This window comes from Pannonibacter sp. CBAS1226 (assembly GCF_055685825.1).
Genome location: NZ_JBVOUO010000009.1, coordinates 18,638 through 34,093, shown reverse-complemented (window position 1 = coordinate 34,093; position 15,456 = coordinate 18,638). Strand labels below are relative to the sequence as shown.

Below are 15,456 nucleotides of genomic sequence, written 5' to 3'. Positions count from 1 at the left end.
CAAGCCATGGCAAGACGGTGGAAAGTTGGAGGGGAGTGCCCGTCCTCCAGATCTCTCCCCGTCCCCCTCAAATCCCCCTCAACACCTCACGGGCGATGATGAGGCGCTGGATTTCGCTGGTGCCTTCGTAGATCGTGGTGATTCGGGCATCGCGGGCGTAGCGCTCCAGCGGGTAGTCCTTGATGTAACCGGCGCCGCCGTGGAGCTGCAGGGCGGTGTAGGTGGCCTTCTGTGCGGCTTCCGAGGCAAAGAGCTTGGCCATGGAGGCTTCGCGGGCGAAGGGGCGGCCCTGATCCTTCAGCCATGCGGCCTGCAGGATGAGCAGGCGTGCGGCCTCCAGCTCGGTTTCCCGGTCGGCGATCATCCACTGGATGCCCTGCATGTCCGACAGCGGTGCGCCGAACTGCTGGCGCTCCTTCACATAGGCCTTGGCCGCGCTCATTGCGGCACGCGCAATGCCCAGCGACAGGGCGGCAATGCCGATGCGCCCGCCCGCCAGTTCTCCCACAGCAACGCGGAAACCCTGATTTTCCTGCCCCATCAGGGCAGATGCGGGCACGCGGCAGTCCTGAAACAATACCTCGTTGGTGGCAGAGCCCGTCTGGCCCATCTTCTTTTCCGCCTTGCCGATGATGAGTCCCGGCGTCCCGGCCTCGACGAGGAAGCAGGAAATGCCCTTGCCTTTCGGCGCGGTGGGATCGGTGACGGCCCAGACGACGAAGACGCCCGCATATTCGGCGGAGGTGATGTAGAGCTTGGCGCCATTGAGGATGTAGCTGTCCCCGTCCTTCACGGCGCGGGTCTTCATGCCGGCCGGGTCCGAGCCAGCGCCTGCTTCCGTCAGGCAGAAGCCGCCGGCCGGATAGGTGCCATCGGTCAGCTTGGGCAGATAGGCGGCACGCTGGGCCTCGTTGCCGACAGCCTGGATGACTTCGCCCACCATGTTGGTCACCGACACGGTGACGCCAGTGGAAGCGCAGGCCTGTCCCAGAGCCTCGACGGAGAGTGCAAAGGCCAGTGTGCCAGCTTCCGTGCCGCCGTAGTCTGCCCGCACATTCAGACCCATGAAGCCGTTTTCGGCCAGAACCTTCAGGTTCTCCAGAAACGCCTCGCGTCCGCCGCCGTGGTCCAGCGTTTCGGCCAGCGGCGCCAGCCGGTCTGCCGCCAGCTTGCAGGCGGTTTCGGCGATGAGGCTCTGTTCCTCGGTCAGGTCGAAATGCATGGCTTTTCTGCTCCCGCAATGAGGCCGGATCCTGCGCGAAAGCTAGCGAAGGGGGCAGGGCCTGTCCATTGGCCGGGAGCCCTCCAAATGGCGGACAAGCCTGCGAAATTCACCCGGGATCTTTGCCCTCAGAACAGGCTGCCCTGACTGGAAGCCGGTGCATCCGTCTTTGCTGCGGCGGTCTTTGCAGGGCGGTGCTTCTTTGCAGGCGGCACGGTGCCGCTGCTGGCCGAAGAAGATGCGGGGCCGTCACCCTCCACCACTTCGGCGGAGATCTGACCGCCTGCCAGTTCGATGGACAGCAAGGTGCCTGCCGGGGCATCGGCGGGATCGCGCAGCGGCTGGCCATCGGCGGCGCGCACCAGCGCATAGCCGCGTGACAGCACATCCTTGTAGGACAGGGACTTCAGCAGCTTGGACAGACTGTCGAGCCGTGCGCGGCGTTCCTGCGTCAGCTGCTGGCCGGTGCGGCCCAGCCGGGTGGAGAGCGTGCCGAGCCGCTCCTGCCCCAGCCGGATCTGGCGGATCAGCGGAGCGGGCGTCAGGCGGCCGGAAACGGCGTTGAGCCGCTGCGACTGGCTGGCAATGGCAACGGTGAGGGCACGGGCCAGCCGCTCTTCCAGACCGGTCAGCCGGTCGCGGGCCTGCGTTGTGCGGCGGGCCAGCGTCAGCGGCGTGAGCAGAGCCTCGGCGCGCATCAGCCGGGTGCGGTGGGCGCGGGTGTTGACGGACAGCCCGCGCTCCAGATTGCCTGCAGCAAAGTCAAAGCGCTGGCGCGGCAGGGCCAGAAGGTCACGCGGGGCGGGCAGGGCGGCGGCGGCGGCACGCAGCTCCGTCCGGCGGCTGGCCACCAGCCGCAAGAGCCCGGCGGAGAGACGGCGGTTCAGATCGTTGAGCGAGGCCATCAGCTCCGCCTTCACCGGCACCGCGATTTCGGCCGCGCCCGTGGGCGTCGGGGCGCGCAGGTCTGCGGCCAGATCGATCAGCGTCCAGTCGGTCTCGTGGCCGACAGCGGAGATCAGCGGGATGGCGCTTTCAGCTGCAGCGCGCACCACGGCCTCGTCGTTGAAGCCCCACAGATCCTCAAGGCTGCCGCCGCCACGGGCAACGATGATGAGATCCGGCCGGGGAATGGCCCCGCCCTCGGGCAGGGCGTTGAAGCCACGGATGCCGTTGGCGACTTCCGCCCCGCAGGTTTCGCCCTGCACGCGCACGGGCCAGACCAGCACATGCAGCGGGAAGCGGTCGGAGATGCGGTGCAGGATGTCGCGGATCACCGCGCCGGTGGGTGAGGTGACGACGCCGATGACACGCGGCAGGGTGGGCAGCGGCCTTTTGCGCTCGGGCGCGAACAGGCCCTCGGCGGCAAGCTTGCGCTTGCGTTCTTCCAGCAGTGCCATCAGCGCCCCGGCACCGGCCGGTTCCAGCGCATCGATCACCATCTGATACTTGGACTGGCCGGGGAAGGTGGTGACCTTGCCGGTGGCGATCACCTCCAGCCCCTGTTCCGGCTGGATCTTCAGCTTGGAGACGGCGCCTTTCCAGATGACGGCGGAGAGCACCGACCGGTCATCCTTGAGGTCGAGATAGATGTGGCCGGAGCCGGGCCGCGAGATGCGCCCCAATTCACCGCGCACCCGAACATAGCCGAAAGCATCCTCAAGCGTGCGCTTGATGGAAAAGGAGATGTCGGAAACCGTGAATTCGGCGATGTTGGAATTCGGGGATGCTTCGGTCACGCCACTCGTCCTGCCTGTTGGCGCCAAGGTGGACGGACGGGCAGCCGGGGTCAAGAGCGCGGGGCGTCCTGCTCCCGATTGCCTGTGAATGCGGCCGGAGGATTGGCCAGAAGCTCGGAAAGGCGGTCGAGCCGCTGAAGTATCTCTTCCTCCGAGAAGGGGCAGACGGAAAACATCATCAGCTGCCAGACACCCTCGATCGCCAGGAAGGCAATCTCCGCAAGCTCGGGCGTTTCGCAGGTCGCGCGGATTTCGCGGACAAGGCTGACGTGATGCGCCTTGACCGGGGCCAGCAGCTCGGGCTCCTCGGCAATGGCAGCGAGCATTCCGGCAGGCGGTTCGCTCAAGGGGCAGACGTCCCGCGCCACGGCAATCAGATAGGCCCGCATCAGGGCATTGGGCTTGTTGTCGCGCAAGGTTTCCTCAAAAGCCTCGCTGACCGACTTGCTGACCATCGCCATATGCCGCTCGACCATGGCGCGCAGAAGCTCGGATTTGGACTTGAAGTGATAGAGCAGCCCGCCCTTCGAGACGCCGGCCCTTTCGGCAACAGCTTCAAGCGACAGCTTGCGGGCGCTTTCCGCGTAGACGAGTTCCACGGCCGCATCGATCAGCCGCTCCCGTGTTGCTTCCCGCTTTGTCTGTCTTGAGCCCTGTTGCACTTCAGTCACATTCACCGCCGATGTTTGACATTTTCCGCACTGCGTCATCTTGACTTTACCGTCCGGACGGTAAAGTTTGCAAGCCAATGAGCGCAGATTGGTGATTACCCCTATAAAGAGTGATCGAATATCCGCCGCTCCAGCGATACTATCCGCGGCAAAGCCCGGCAGGAAACTGTGGGGGGCAGTCGCATTAGAAAGCGGCCGGTTCGCCGCATGACCGGGAAACAGATGAAACGTTTCATTATCGGGCTTATTGCCATTGCGATCGTAGGTGCCCTGGGATACGGCGCCTGGTGGTTCGACAACTTCCGCGCGGGGATGATCCAGGCGTTCTTCGCGCAGCCGCGCCCGCCGATCACCATCTCGGCGCTGACCGTGGAGCCGGAGCGGGTCGAGCCCGTGATCCAGTCCATCGGCACCATCCGCGCGCGTCAGGGCGTGGATGTCCCGGCCAGAACCTCCGGTATCATCAAGGAAATCCTGTTCGTGTCCAACCAGGACGTGGAAAAGGGCGAGCTGCTGGTGCAGCTTGATGACGAAACCGAACAGGCCGACATGATCGCCGCCAAGGCGAACGAGGCCCGTGACGCACAGGCGCTGAGCCGTGCCTCAGCGCTGAACACCCGCGGCTTCAGCTCGACCTCGGATCTCGACAATGCGACGGCGGCGCTGGATGCCTCCCGCTCGCAACTGGAGCGCGTTCAGGCCGCGATCAACCTCAAGAAGATTGTCGCGCCCTTCTCCGGCACGATCGGTATCGCCCGGGTGGACGAAGGCCAGTATCTGCAACCCGGCACGGTCATCGCCACCCTGCAGGACCTCAAGGTCATGAAGGTCGATTTCACCATCCCCGAGCAGCAGCTGCCGCTCGTCAGCATTGGCCAGGAAATCAAGGCAGGTCTGACGGAAGGCGAGTTCAGCCATCGCGGCAAGATCACCGGCATCGACCCCAAGGTCGATCCGCAGTCGCGCCTCGTCTCGCTGCAGGCGGAAGTGGACAACTCGGAAGGCCTGCTGCGCCCCGGCCAGTTCGCCTTTGTCGACGTCGTGCTGCCGGCCGAGGAGAACGTCATCGCCCTGCCGCAGACGGCGGTGGTGCAGAGCCTCTATGGCACCTACGTCTTCCGCGTCGTCGATGCCAAGCCCGAGGAAGGCGCCGCCGCTGATGCGCCGAAGAAGCAGATCGTCGAGCAGGTGTTCGTCACCGCAGGCCGCCGCTTCGGCACCCAGATCGAGGTCAGCAAGGGCGTTTCCGCCGGCGATGTGATCGTCAATGCCGGGCAGAACAAGCTTGCCGCCGGCAACAGCGTGACCATCGACAATACGATCATGCCCAATGCCACGGGCATGACGACCGGAGAGTAAGAATGAATTTCTCCGAAATTTTCATCAGGCGGCCAGTGCTGGCGGTAGTGGTCAACGTGTTGATCCTGCTGATGGGCGCGCAGGGCATCCTGAACATGTCCATCCGCCAGTACCCGAAGATCGACGAAACGGTGATCACCGTGACGACGGCCTTCGTCGGTGCCAGCGCGGATCTCATCCAGGGCTTCATCACCACGCCCATCGCCAAGGCAGTCGCCTCGGCAGAGAACGTGGACTACGTGTCGTCCAAGAGCACGCTCGGCGTGTCGACCGTCACGGTCAACATGAAGCTGAATTCTGACCCGGACAAGGCGCTGACGGAGGTCATCTCCAAGGTGCAGCAGGTTCGTGGCCAGCTTCCCAGCGAAGCGGAAGATCCGGTGATCCAGAAGGGCACCGGCCAGTCCTTCGCCATCATGTATCTGACGGTGCTGTCGGACGTGATGTCGCCGCAGGAAATCACCGAGTTCACCTCCCGCGTGATCCAGCCGCAGCTTTCGATCGTCGAGGGCGTGGCGGATGCGCAGATCCTGGGTGAGCAGACCTTCTCGATGCGTATCTGGATCGATCCCATCAAGCTCGCCGCCCGCAATGTGACGGCAGCGGAGGTGCTTTCGGCCATCCAGAGCGCAAACTTCCTGTCGGCTCCCGGCAAGACGGAAAACGAGTACGTCGCCTATCAGATCGAGACCCGGACCACGCTGCAGACGCCGGAAGCCTTCGGTGCCCTGCCGATCCGCTCCGATGGCATCGATGTGGTGCGCCTGCGTGACGTGGCCCGCACGGAACTCGGCTCGAAGAGCACGGATGTGCGCGTGTCCTTCAACGGTCAGGGCGGCATCTTCCTCGGTATCATGCCGACACCTTCCGCCAACCCGCTGGATACGGCACAGGGCATCCGCGATGCACTGCCGAAGCTGCAGGAAAACCTGCCTGAGGGCATGTCGGTCGTCGTTACCTATGACTCGACCCAGTTCATCAGCGCCTCGATCACCGAAGTGTTCAAGACCATCGGCGAAGCCGTGGTCATCGTGATTCTGGTGATCCTGCTGTTCCTCGGGTCCTTCCGCTCGGTGATCATTCCGATTGTGACCATCCCCCTGTCGCTCATCGGTGTGTGTTTCTTCCTCTGGGCGCTGGGTTATTCGCTCAACACCCTGACGCTGCTGGCCATGGTGCTCGCCATCGGCCTCGTGGTGGATGACGCCATCGTGGTGGTGGAGAACATCCACCGGCATCTGGAGGAGGGCCTCAAGCCCATTCCGGCGGCAATCATCGGCATGAAGGAAATCTTCGGACCGGTGGTGGCCATGACGATCACGCTGGGCGCCGTGTATGCTCCCATCGGCTTTGCTCAGGGGCTGACCGGGGCGCTGTTCCGCGAATTTGCCTTCACGCTGGCCGGCGCCGTGTTCATCTCAGGCTTCGTCGCGGTGACGCTGTCGCCGATGATGTCCTCGCGCCTGCTGACGGCGGACCAGAGCCGCTTCCAGAAGTTCGTGGACCGGATCTTCTCGCGGCTCACCGTCTGGTATGGACGCCGCCTCAAGGCGACGTTCAACTACAAGCCGGTGACGCTGCTCGTTGTCATCGGTCTGATGGGCCTGACGGGCTTCATGTTCGTCAAGATCTCCTCCGAGCTTGCTCCGGAAGAAGATCAGGGTGCGCTGTTCTCGCTTGTGACGGCTCCGCAATACGCAACCTCCGACTACACCGAGCTCTACACGAACCAGTTCTATGAACTGACCGATGATGCGCCGGGTGTGGACACGCGGTTCCAGATCGTCGGTTTCGGCGGCACCAACAGCGCGTTCGCGATCTGGGTGCTGAAGCCCTGGGGTGAGCGGGAACAGTCGCAGAAGGAGATCCAGCAGATCGTCCAGGCGGGCCTGCAGAAGTCTGCGGGTGTGGAAGCCTTCGTCTTCGCGCCGGAATCCCTTCCGGGCGGCGGCGGTGGCCTGCCGATCCAGTACGTCCTTCAGACCACCGGCACCGCCGAACAGGTCTATGAAGTGGCGGAACAGGTGAAGCAGCGTGCCATCGCCTCGGGCCAGTTCATCGTGGTGCAGAACTCGATGTCCTTCGAAAAGCCCCGGACCACGGTCACCATCGACCGCGACCGTGCAGCTGCTCTGGGTGTGCCGGTTTCGACCATCGGTCAGACCCTCAACATCCTTGTGGGTGATGCCCAGGTTGCCAAGTTCGACCGTGATGGCCGCGCTTACGAAATCATCCCGCAGGTGGAAAAGCAGTTCCGCATGAACCCGGAACGGCTGGGCGAACTCTATGTCCGCTCGGCGAGCGGGGCGATGGTGCCGCTGTCCTCCGTGGTGAAGATCGAGACCAATGCAACGGCCGTGGCCGAAGAGCAGTTCAACCAGCTCTATTCGGCAACGCTCTCTGCCCTGCCGATGCCGGGCGTGACCACGGGTGACGGTCTTGCGACCCTGCAGCAGATCGCCCGCGAGGAAATGCCGGAAGGCTTCTTCGAGGACTATGCCGGCCAGTCGCGCCTTGAGGTGAACGAAGGCAACACCATCATCATGGCCTTTGGCCTCGCCATCATCGTGATCTATCTCGTGCTGGCGGCCCAGTTCGAAAGCTTCCGCGATCCCTTCATCATCATGATGTCGGTGCCGCTGTCGATTTTCGGTGCCGTGGTGCCGCTGTTCATGGGGGCGGGAACGCTCAACATCTACACGCAGGTGGGCATGATCACCCTTGTGGGCCTGATCACCAAGCACGGCATTCTCATGGTCGAGTTTGCCAATGCCCAGCGTGAACAGCACGGCCTGAGCAAGCAGGAGGCGATGATCGAAGCTGCGCGTGAGCGTCTGCGCCCGATCCTCATGACCACCGGCGCCATGGTGCTGGGCGTCCTTCCGCTCGTCATGTCGGAAGGTGCCGGCGCTGCGGCCCGCTACTCGATCGGTCTGGTGATCAGCACGGGCCTTGCGGTCGGCACGCTCTTCACCCTGTTCGTCGTGCCGATGTTCTACATGTACATCGGCCACGGCGACCACAAGAAGACGGACGAGGACGATAAGGTGCCGGCAGCCGGTCACCACAAGCCGGCAGGCCATGGCAATGCCCATGGCGCAGGCGAAGACCCGGCAACGGCCTGATATGAGCCTCAAGGCTTGAATGATGGAACGCCGCCCCCCACAAAGGGGCGGCGTTCCCGCTTGTTCTGCAAGCCGCCAGACCCCTGCCCAATCAGGATGACGCCATGGCCAAATACGAATTCCGCATGCAGCGCCTGTTTGTGGAGGCTGCGCTTGCCCCGGATGCAGAAATTGCCGCTGACAAGACGCAGGCCAATTACCTTCTCAACGTACTGCGGCTCGCAGAGGGCGATGAGGTTTTGCTGTTCAACGGCCGGGACGGCGAATGGCGCGCGCGCCTGAAGCTGCCCAGCCGCAAGAGCGTCCTGCTTTGCCCGCATGAGCAGACGCGGCCGCAGCCGTCCTCTGACGGCCTCGTTTATCTCTTCGCGCCGTTGAAGCACGCCCGCCTCGACTACATGGTGCAGAAGGCGGTGGAGATGGGAGCGGCGCGGCTGGTGCCGGTCATCACCGCGCACACCCAGGCTGCCCGCGTCAACACAGAACGCATGACTGCCAATGTGATCGAGGCAGCCGAGCAATGCGGCATCCTCGGCCTTGCCGCAGTCGAGGAGCCCCGGGCTCTGGCTGCCGTGCTGGCGGACTGGACAGCGCGGGAAGGGGAGCGGCGCATCATCTTCTGCGACGAAAGCGATGATGGCGCCAACCCGCTGCAATTGCTCGCCGTCCTCAAGAACGAAGGGGGTGCCGCTGTGCCGCCAGCTGTCCTGATCGGCCCGGAAGGCGGCTTTTCGGCAGCCGAACGCGCGCAGCTGAAGAGCCTTCCCTTCGTCACCGCCATTCCGCTCGGCCCCCGGATCCTGCGCGCCGACACGGCCGCTGTGGCCGCGCTGGCGATTGTTCAATCGGTAATTGGCGATTGGTAACCCCATTCATCAAACAAGTTTGATTGTGTGGCGCGCAGGCCCCCGGTAATGTGCGCGCCGATCTCAAGTTTGAAAGACGACGCATGGCCCGCGATACCGTTGATTCCACCCCGATTTCGGGCGCCCGTGAACTCGCTGAACATCTGGAGTCGGGCTGCAAGCCGGAGGACGGCTTCCGCCTTGGCACCGAGCACGAGAAGTTTCCCTTCTACAAGGCGGATTTCTCTCCGGTTCCCTATGAGGGGCCGCGCGGCATCGAGGCCCTGCTGACGGGCATGGAGACCATGCTGGGCTGGGAGCGCATCTCGGACCGCGACAAGATCATCGGCCTTGCCGATCCGGTTGCCGGCGGCGCCATATCCATCGAGCCGGGCGGACAGTTCGAGCTGTCGGGTGCGCCGCTCGACAGCCTGCACCAGACCTGCCGCGAAACCCATGCGCATCTGGCGCAGCTGCGCGAGATTGCCGAACCGCTCGGCATCGGCTTTCTGGGCCTCGGCTTCACGCCGGACTGGCGGCGGGACCAGATCCCGGTCATGCCCAAGTCGCGCTATGCGATCATGACCAACTACATGCCGAAGGTCGGCTCGCTCGGCCTCGACATGATGTATCGCACCTGCACCATTCAGGTGAATCTCGACTTCTCCAGCGAAGCCGACATGGTGAAGAAGCTGCGCGTCAGCCTGGCGCTGCAGCCGGTGGCCACCGCGATCTTCGGCAATTCGCCCTTCACGGAAGGCAAGGTGAATGGCTTCCAGTCGTTCCGCGCCGAAATCTGGAAGGACACGGACGCCGACCGCACCGGGCCGATGCCTTTTGCCTTCGAGGACGGCTTCGGCTTTGAAGCCTACGTGAACTGGGCCATCGATGTGCCGATGTATTTCGTCAAGCGCGGCGATACCTATCACGATGCGACGGACACCACCTTCCGCCAGTTCATGAACGGGGCGCTGAAGGACCGGCTGCCGGATGGGCTGCCGACCATCGGCGACTGGAACAACCACCTGTCCACCCTGTTCCCGGACGTGCGCCTGAAGAAATATCTGGAGATGCGCGGCGCCGATGGCGGCCCCTGGCGCAAGATCTGCGCGCTGCCCGCGCTCTGGGTGGGCCTGCTCTATGACAAGGGCATCCTTGAGGACGCCTGGCAGATGGTGAAAGACTGGACGGCGGAAGAGCGCCTTGCCTTGCGCAACGGTGTGCCCATCCATGGTCTTCAGACGCCGTTCCGAAAGGGCAAGGTGCTGGATCTCGCCCGCCAGATGACGGCCCTGTCGCTGGAAGGCCTGAAGCGCCGCGCCCGCCTCAATGACGGCGGCCAGGACGAGCGGGTGCATCTGGCAACCGTGGAAGAGACGCTTGCCCTCGGCATTTCCCCGGCAGACCAGATGCTGGCGAAGTTCCACGGCGAATGGCAGGGCGATGTGACCCGCGCCTACGCGGATTACGCCTACTGACAAGGCCCGTTTGACCGGCCCGGACTTCAACTCCCTGTTGATGGACGGGCCGGGCGGGGCTCAGGCGCAACGCGCCATTTGACGTCTGCCGCCGTTGCGCGGATCATGGGGAAGGCTCACGATCCGGTGCGAGGCATTATGAACGGCATGGCAGGACATCCCTTCTCCTTCGATCCCGCACAGGTTGTCGATGCTGTGCGCCAGCAGTTCGGCCTCAACGAGGCGGATGTGGCCCGGGCCATGGGGGCGCTGATCCCCACCGCCTTCACCGGCCTCAAGCACACGACGGCCGCGCCCAACGCGTTCCAGTCCTTCATGAGCTTCCTGCAGGGACAAGCGCCGTCCGTGATGGCCGAGCCCTTCTCGGCGGCGCCCGTGCCGTGGTTCTATGGCTCCGATCCGCTGCAGAAGGCGGTGGCATCGCAGATCTCGGCTTTCACGGGCGTGCAGCAGGAGGCCGTGGCCGCGCTCATGCCCGTTGCCGCAACGCTGGCGCTTGGGAATGTGGCCCGGCCTTTCCTGCAAGGGCAGGCGCGAGATTTGCTGGATGCCTTCATGGCCGGTTATGCCCGCGGCCGCCCGAAGCCCATGCCGGGCGTGGCGATGATGGCGGGCTATGGCGAAGCGGTGCAGTCGTTCTGGTCGGGCTTCTTCGGTTCTGCCGCCGATGCGGCCGGCAAGGCGGCCAGCTTCTGGGGAATGCCAACGGCAGGGCAGGGCGGCAGCGCGCAGCCTGCGCCGGCTCCAGCCGCGCCCGAGGCTCCAGCCCGCCCGGCGGCGGCACGAAAGCCTGAAGCGGCTCCTGCCCCCGAAAGCGTACCCGAGCCGGAGGTGGCCGCACAGGCTCCGGTGCCGGGTGCATCCATTGTTGAAGACTGGCTGTCCGCCGGGCGCGCCTTTCAGGAAAACCACATGAAGGCGATCGAAGGCCTGTTCGAGCGTTTCGGCCCCTCTGCCTTGCCGGGCCGGGCGTGAGATAAAAAAAGGCCCGCCGGGGGAGGCGGGCCAGGTATTGTCGGCAAGGCAATCGCCGACGGGGTAGGGCGATGGACCGGACCTCAAAGCCTGCGCGGGGGGACGGCGGCAGGCGAGATCCCGTCCATCAGTCTCAGGCAGCCATTTGCGGGCCTGCGTTGGATGCTGCAAAGACCGGTGCGGCCTTCTGAGGCTGCGGGATCAGCACGATGCTGGCCGGAACCTGTGCCTGCGGTGCATGTGCATTGCTCCGGGAGGCCTTGGTCAGGGCAAACGACGGATCACGGAAGAAGGGCGCCGCAAGTGCTTCGCGAACATCCCCCCTTGTCAGCCCGATATCCGCGAGCTGAGCATCTGTGAGGTCATTGAGTTTGCCCGCCTGATGGCGGTTACGCAGCACGCGCCATGCTCGCGCTGCGATACCGGCGATGCGGTGGATCAGCTGCGTCTTGAGCGGGGCGTACATGGCGTCAAACTCCTTTGTCTCCGGGAGGCTTCGCTCCCGTCATGGTCTGTCATATTCTTCCGGTCGAGCTCAGTAGTTTTACGCTCTTCCGATAAAGGGACCATGTCAGAGCCGCTTGAATTTATCTAACGAATGTTTTTAATGGATTTGATCAATGTTGGTGATGGAAAGGCCGCGGATGCAGGAAAAGTCCTGTATTTCTGCGTCTTCGGCGGCTGTATGGCGAGGGTTTGATGCTCGATCTCGATCAATTGCGCACATTTGTGGCCATCGCCGAATATGGCAGCTTCACCCGCGCGGCGGAGATGGTGCACAAGACCCAGTCCGCCGTGTCCATGCAGATGCGGCGGCTGGAGGAGCGAATCGGCCGCCCCATCTTCATGCGCGAGGGGCGCCTGTCGCGTCTCACCGAAGAGGGGGAGAAGCTGCTGCACTATGCCCGCCGTCTGGTGCAGCTGAATGACGAGACGCTGGCCGCCTTCGACGAAACCGAAGTGCAGGGCATGGTGCGGCTGGGCACGCCGGATGATTATGCCGACCGTTTCCTGCCGGAAATTCTGGCGCGGTTCTCCCGCTCCAATCCCAAGGCGGAGGTCAGCGTGGTCTGTGCCCCGACTGCCAACCTCATCGATCTCGTCGTCGCCAATGAGCTGGATGTGGCGATCATCACCCACGTTGAAAAGCCCGGCGGCCAGCGCGACGAGGTGATCCGGCGCGAGCCGCTGCTCTGGGTCACGTCAGCCCGCCATGCGGTGGAGAATGAGGACGTGCTGCCGCTGGCGCTTGGCCGTGCCACCTGCGGCTGGCGGCGTGCGGCGCTTCTGGCGCTGCGCTCGGTCGGGCGGGAGCACCGGCTGCTTTATTCCAGCTGGAACTCCACCGCCGTCGGTGCTGCCGTTCTGGCGGGTCTGGCAGTCTCGGTGCTGCCCGAATCGGCTCTGCGTCCCGGCATGAGGGTGTTGGCGGAAGCTGATGGCTTTCCCAAGCTGCCGGAGTGCGAAATTGCCGTCATGCGCTCCTGGCACCAGCATTCCCGTGTGACGGAAGCGCTGGTGGAACACATCATCTCGTCTCTCGACAACCTGTCGGTGCCGCAGGCGGCGGAATAGGCCTGCCGATTACCGGCTGCGCAGCATGATTACATTGCCGGCGATGACGAGGACAAGGCCGAGCAGGGCAGCGAAGGTCCAGACATAGCCTTCAAAGATGGTGGAAACCGTCAGCGCCACCACGGGGAAGATGACCGTGGAATAGCCCGCCCGCGCCGGACCGATACGGCCGAGCAGCGTCAGGTAGGAGGCAAAGGCCAGCACGGAAGCGATGATCGACAGATAGGCGAGGCTGCCGAGATAGGTGAGTGTCGGCTCCACCGCGAAACTGTCGCCGCGCAGCAGGCTGAAGGTGCCGAGCAGCGCCGCGCCATAGATCATGCCCCAGGTGGTGGCCGACGTGATGCTGATGCCCGCCGTCTGGTTGGACGAGGACACCATGTTGCCGAGGCAGAAGGACAGGGTGCCAGCCGTGCACAGGGCAAGGCCCTTCAGCGCATCAAGGTTCAGTTCAGCCCCTGCAATCTGCGGCCAGAACATCAGGGCAATACCGGAAAAGCCGATGAGCCCGGCGCCCAGAATGATCAGCTTCGGCCTCTGCCGGAACAGCACCACGCCGAGAATCAGATTGAAGACGGAAGCCAGCGAGAACACCACTGCCAGCAGGCCGGAGGGCAGATATTTGGCGCCGTAATAGAACAGGGTGAAGTTGGTGGAGAAGATGAAGAGCCCGAGCGCGGCAAAGCGCAGATGGGTGCGGAGCGGAAAGGCGAGCCTTTGCCTGCGGATCAGGCTCCAGCCCAGCATCACCGATGCGGCGAGCACGAAGCGCCAGAAGACGGAAACTTCGGGGGCCACATTCGCCACCTGCCCCTTCATGGCGATCCAGCTGAAGCCCCAGGAAAAGACGGTGAGGCCATAAAGGCCAAGGTCCTTCGAGGTCAGCGGGGAGGCGGGGGCGGCAATCCGGCTTTCAGCCATCGTCATCTCATGTCTCTCTTCTGCCGGGTGTCCGGGCCGGGAGAATGCGCCGTAGACGCGGGAATTTCAAATGATAGTCGTTGAAGCAACCGATCTGGTTTGTGAATGGAACCTGAGGGAAGCTTCAGGTCCTGTGATGCCAAATTGGCTGATATCCGCCAGAAAGGGCCGCTAGAGACAGCGCCGGGGTGATGACACGAAGGCAAGAGAGGGGGCTCGTGGCCGTATATCCGTCCGGGCTCCAGCGCAGCAGGCGGCCTGACTTGAGGGCGAGAAATCCGGCTCCGTCCGTCAGCATGGTACCATCCGGCAGGGACGTGAGAGCCGCGCCATCAGCAGGCTTGCCCTGCCAGCGCGGGCCGCGCTCGGGTGCCAGCTGCCGGTCCATCCAGTCCGCGCCGGGCACGGCCTCAAGGCCAAGATGCCGGGCCGCCGCCGTGGCATAGGCTTGCGCCTCTACCCGTCTGCATTCAAAGCAGGGCCGGTGCCCGGCGGCAAGAGCCGTCACCTCATCCAGGAAGAACAATTCCGTATAGCCTTTGCCCATCACCTCACGGCGGCGGTTCTTGAAGGAGAGGACGCAGCAGATCCAGCGCCGGGAGGCTTGTTGCCGCCGGATCGTCCGGGTTTGCGGATCATGGATCTGGCCACCCCGGTTGCCCATCAGCAGGCCCCGGCAAGGGTGAGAGACGAGCTCTCCATCGGGCCAGACCCGGTTCTGCAACGGCATTGTCGTGTTCTCCATTCAAAGGGAGGGCTGCGGACAGTGCGCCGTCTTCCCTTGACTAAGACAGCGATACTGCCACATTCGCCAGCGCTGCCGATATCTGCCGGAGACCCCATGCACGTTCTTGTCATCGAAAACTATCCGCTCACGCATCACGGCCAGGTTGGCCGCGCCCTTCAGGATGCGGGGGCCGAAGTGACCGTGGTGAAGGCCTTCGAGGGGGAACCGGTGCCGCAGCGCGCTGAGCGTTTCTCCGGCCTTGCCGTCTTTGGCGGCGGGCAGAACGCGCTGGATGACGAGGGCTCGCCCTTTTTACCGCAGATCTGTGATCTGATCCGCGACTTTCACGAGGAGCAGAGGCCGGTGCTGGGCATCTGCCTTGGCTCGCAGCTCGTTGCCCGGGCCTTCGGCGGGCGCAACATCATCGGCAGGCCCATCGAGTTCGGCTGGCATGACGTGACGCCAACCGATGCGGGCAAGGCGGATCCGGTGCTGTCGGCGCTGGGGGAGGGTGCGCCGCTGTTCCACTGGCACAATGACACGTTTGATCTGCCCGAAGGCGCGGTGCATCTGGCCACAAGCGCCCAGACACGTCATCAGGCCTTCCGCATGGGCGCGGCGACCTATGGCATCCAGTTCCATTTCGAGGCGGCCGAGCCCGAAGTGCGCGGCTGGTCGCGGGATTTCGCCGGCATGATAGCTGAGAACACTCCGGATTGGGCGCAGCGGCTGGAAGCCGAGATTGCCCGGCACGCGCCCCGTGCCGATGCCACCGGCGCCCGCCTTGCCGCCAACTGGGTCCGCCTGCTCAGGTGAGGC

Annotated in this window: 13 protein-coding genes; 7 read left to right on the top strand and 6 right to left on the bottom strand. The window is 64.1% G+C overall.

Translation table 11 applies throughout. From position 1 onward, the window contains the following. Nucleotides 1-67: 67 nt before the first annotated feature. From AC0CMF_RS20740 to AC0CMF_RS20730, 3 genes are all read right to left on the bottom strand, one after another. Nucleotides 68-1,222, bottom strand: a complete 1,155-nt coding sequence (locus tag AC0CMF_RS20740; protein WP_374629750.1) for an acyl-CoA dehydrogenase family protein — start codon at nucleotides 1,220-1,222, stop codon at nucleotides 68-70. A gap of 128 nt (nucleotides 1,223-1,350) precedes the next feature. Beyond that, on the bottom strand, nucleotides 1,351-2,961 hold the full coding sequence (gene xseA / locus AC0CMF_RS20735; protein WP_374629751.1) for an exodeoxyribonuclease VII large subunit: 1,611 nt from the start codon (nucleotides 2,959-2,961) through the stop codon (nucleotides 1,351-1,353). 50 nt (nucleotides 2,962-3,011) lie between these two features. Then, nucleotides 3,012-3,632: a TetR/AcrR family transcriptional regulator gene (locus AC0CMF_RS20730; RefSeq protein WP_374629752.1), complete on the bottom strand. Its 621-nt coding sequence runs from the start codon at nucleotides 3,630-3,632 to the stop codon at nucleotides 3,012-3,014. 222 nt (nucleotides 3,633-3,854) lie between these two features. Between AC0CMF_RS20730 and AC0CMF_RS20725 the strand changes: the two genes are divergently transcribed. The 5 genes from AC0CMF_RS20725 (at nucleotide 3,855) to AC0CMF_RS20705 (ending at nucleotide 11,414) form a co-directional block, all read left to right on the top strand. Beyond that, nucleotides 3,855-4,991 carry an efflux RND transporter periplasmic adaptor subunit gene (locus AC0CMF_RS20725; RefSeq protein WP_050472055.1) on the top strand — a complete coding sequence of 379 codons (1,137 nt, stop codon included), beginning with the start codon at nucleotides 3,855-3,857 and terminating at the stop codon, nucleotides 4,989-4,991. A gap of 2 nt (nucleotides 4,992-4,993) precedes the next feature. Then, the gene (locus tag AC0CMF_RS20720) at nucleotides 4,994-8,116 is read left to right on the top strand and encodes an efflux RND transporter permease subunit (protein ID WP_374629753.1); all 3,123 of its coding nucleotides are present in this window, start codon (nucleotides 4,994-4,996) and stop codon (nucleotides 8,114-8,116) included. 104 nt (nucleotides 8,117-8,220) lie between these two features. Next, nucleotides 8,221-8,982 (top strand): 16S rRNA (uracil(1498)-N(3))-methyltransferase, encoded by a 762-nt coding sequence (locus AC0CMF_RS20715; protein ID WP_374629754.1) that lies wholly within the window; start codon nucleotides 8,221-8,223, stop codon nucleotides 8,980-8,982. 83 nt (nucleotides 8,983-9,065) lie between these two features. Further along, nucleotides 9,066-10,439, top strand: coding sequence for a glutamate--cysteine ligase (locus tag AC0CMF_RS20710; protein WP_374629755.1), 1,374 nt, complete (start codon nucleotides 9,066-9,068; stop codon nucleotides 10,437-10,439). 147 nt (nucleotides 10,440-10,586) lie between these two features. Further along, complete coding sequence (locus tag AC0CMF_RS20705) at nucleotides 10,587-11,414, top strand: DUF937 domain-containing protein (RefSeq protein WP_374629756.1); 828 nt, start codon at nucleotides 10,587-10,589, stop codon at nucleotides 11,412-11,414. A 133-nt stretch (nucleotides 11,415-11,547) separates the two neighbouring features. On the opposite strand, the gene AC0CMF_RS20700 is transcribed toward AC0CMF_RS20705, so the two are convergent. After that, nucleotides 11,548-11,880, bottom strand: a complete 333-nt coding sequence (locus AC0CMF_RS20700) for a DUF1127 domain-containing protein (protein WP_094462366.1) — start codon at nucleotides 11,878-11,880, stop codon at nucleotides 11,548-11,550. Nucleotides 11,881-12,113: 233 nt separating this feature from the next. Between AC0CMF_RS20700 and AC0CMF_RS20695 the strand changes: the two genes are divergently transcribed. Beyond that, nucleotides 12,114-12,989, top strand: coding sequence for a LysR substrate-binding domain-containing protein (locus tag AC0CMF_RS20695; RefSeq protein WP_050472049.1), 876 nt, complete (start codon nucleotides 12,114-12,116; stop codon nucleotides 12,987-12,989). 9 nt (nucleotides 12,990-12,998) lie between these two features. Here AC0CMF_RS20695 and AC0CMF_RS20690 read toward each other — a convergent pair whose 3' ends face one another. Together AC0CMF_RS20690 and AC0CMF_RS20685 are read right to left on the bottom strand one after the other, a co-directional pair. Next, nucleotides 12,999-13,916 carry a DMT family transporter gene (locus AC0CMF_RS20690; RefSeq protein ID WP_050472048.1) on the bottom strand — a complete coding sequence of 306 codons (918 nt, stop codon included), beginning with the start codon at nucleotides 13,914-13,916 and terminating at the stop codon, nucleotides 12,999-13,001. Nucleotides 13,917-14,034: 118 nt separating this feature from the next. Then, entirely contained in the window at nucleotides 14,035-14,640 is a 606-nt protein-coding gene (locus AC0CMF_RS20685; RefSeq protein ID WP_374629757.1) for a hypothetical protein, read from the bottom strand. Between the two features lie 111 nt (nucleotides 14,641-14,751). Between AC0CMF_RS20685 and AC0CMF_RS20680 the strand changes: the two genes are divergently transcribed. Then, nucleotides 14,752-15,453, top strand: a complete 702-nt coding sequence (locus AC0CMF_RS20680) for a type 1 glutamine amidotransferase (protein WP_374629758.1) — start codon at nucleotides 14,752-14,754, stop codon at nucleotides 15,451-15,453. Nucleotides 15,454-15,456 lie beyond the last annotated feature (3 nt).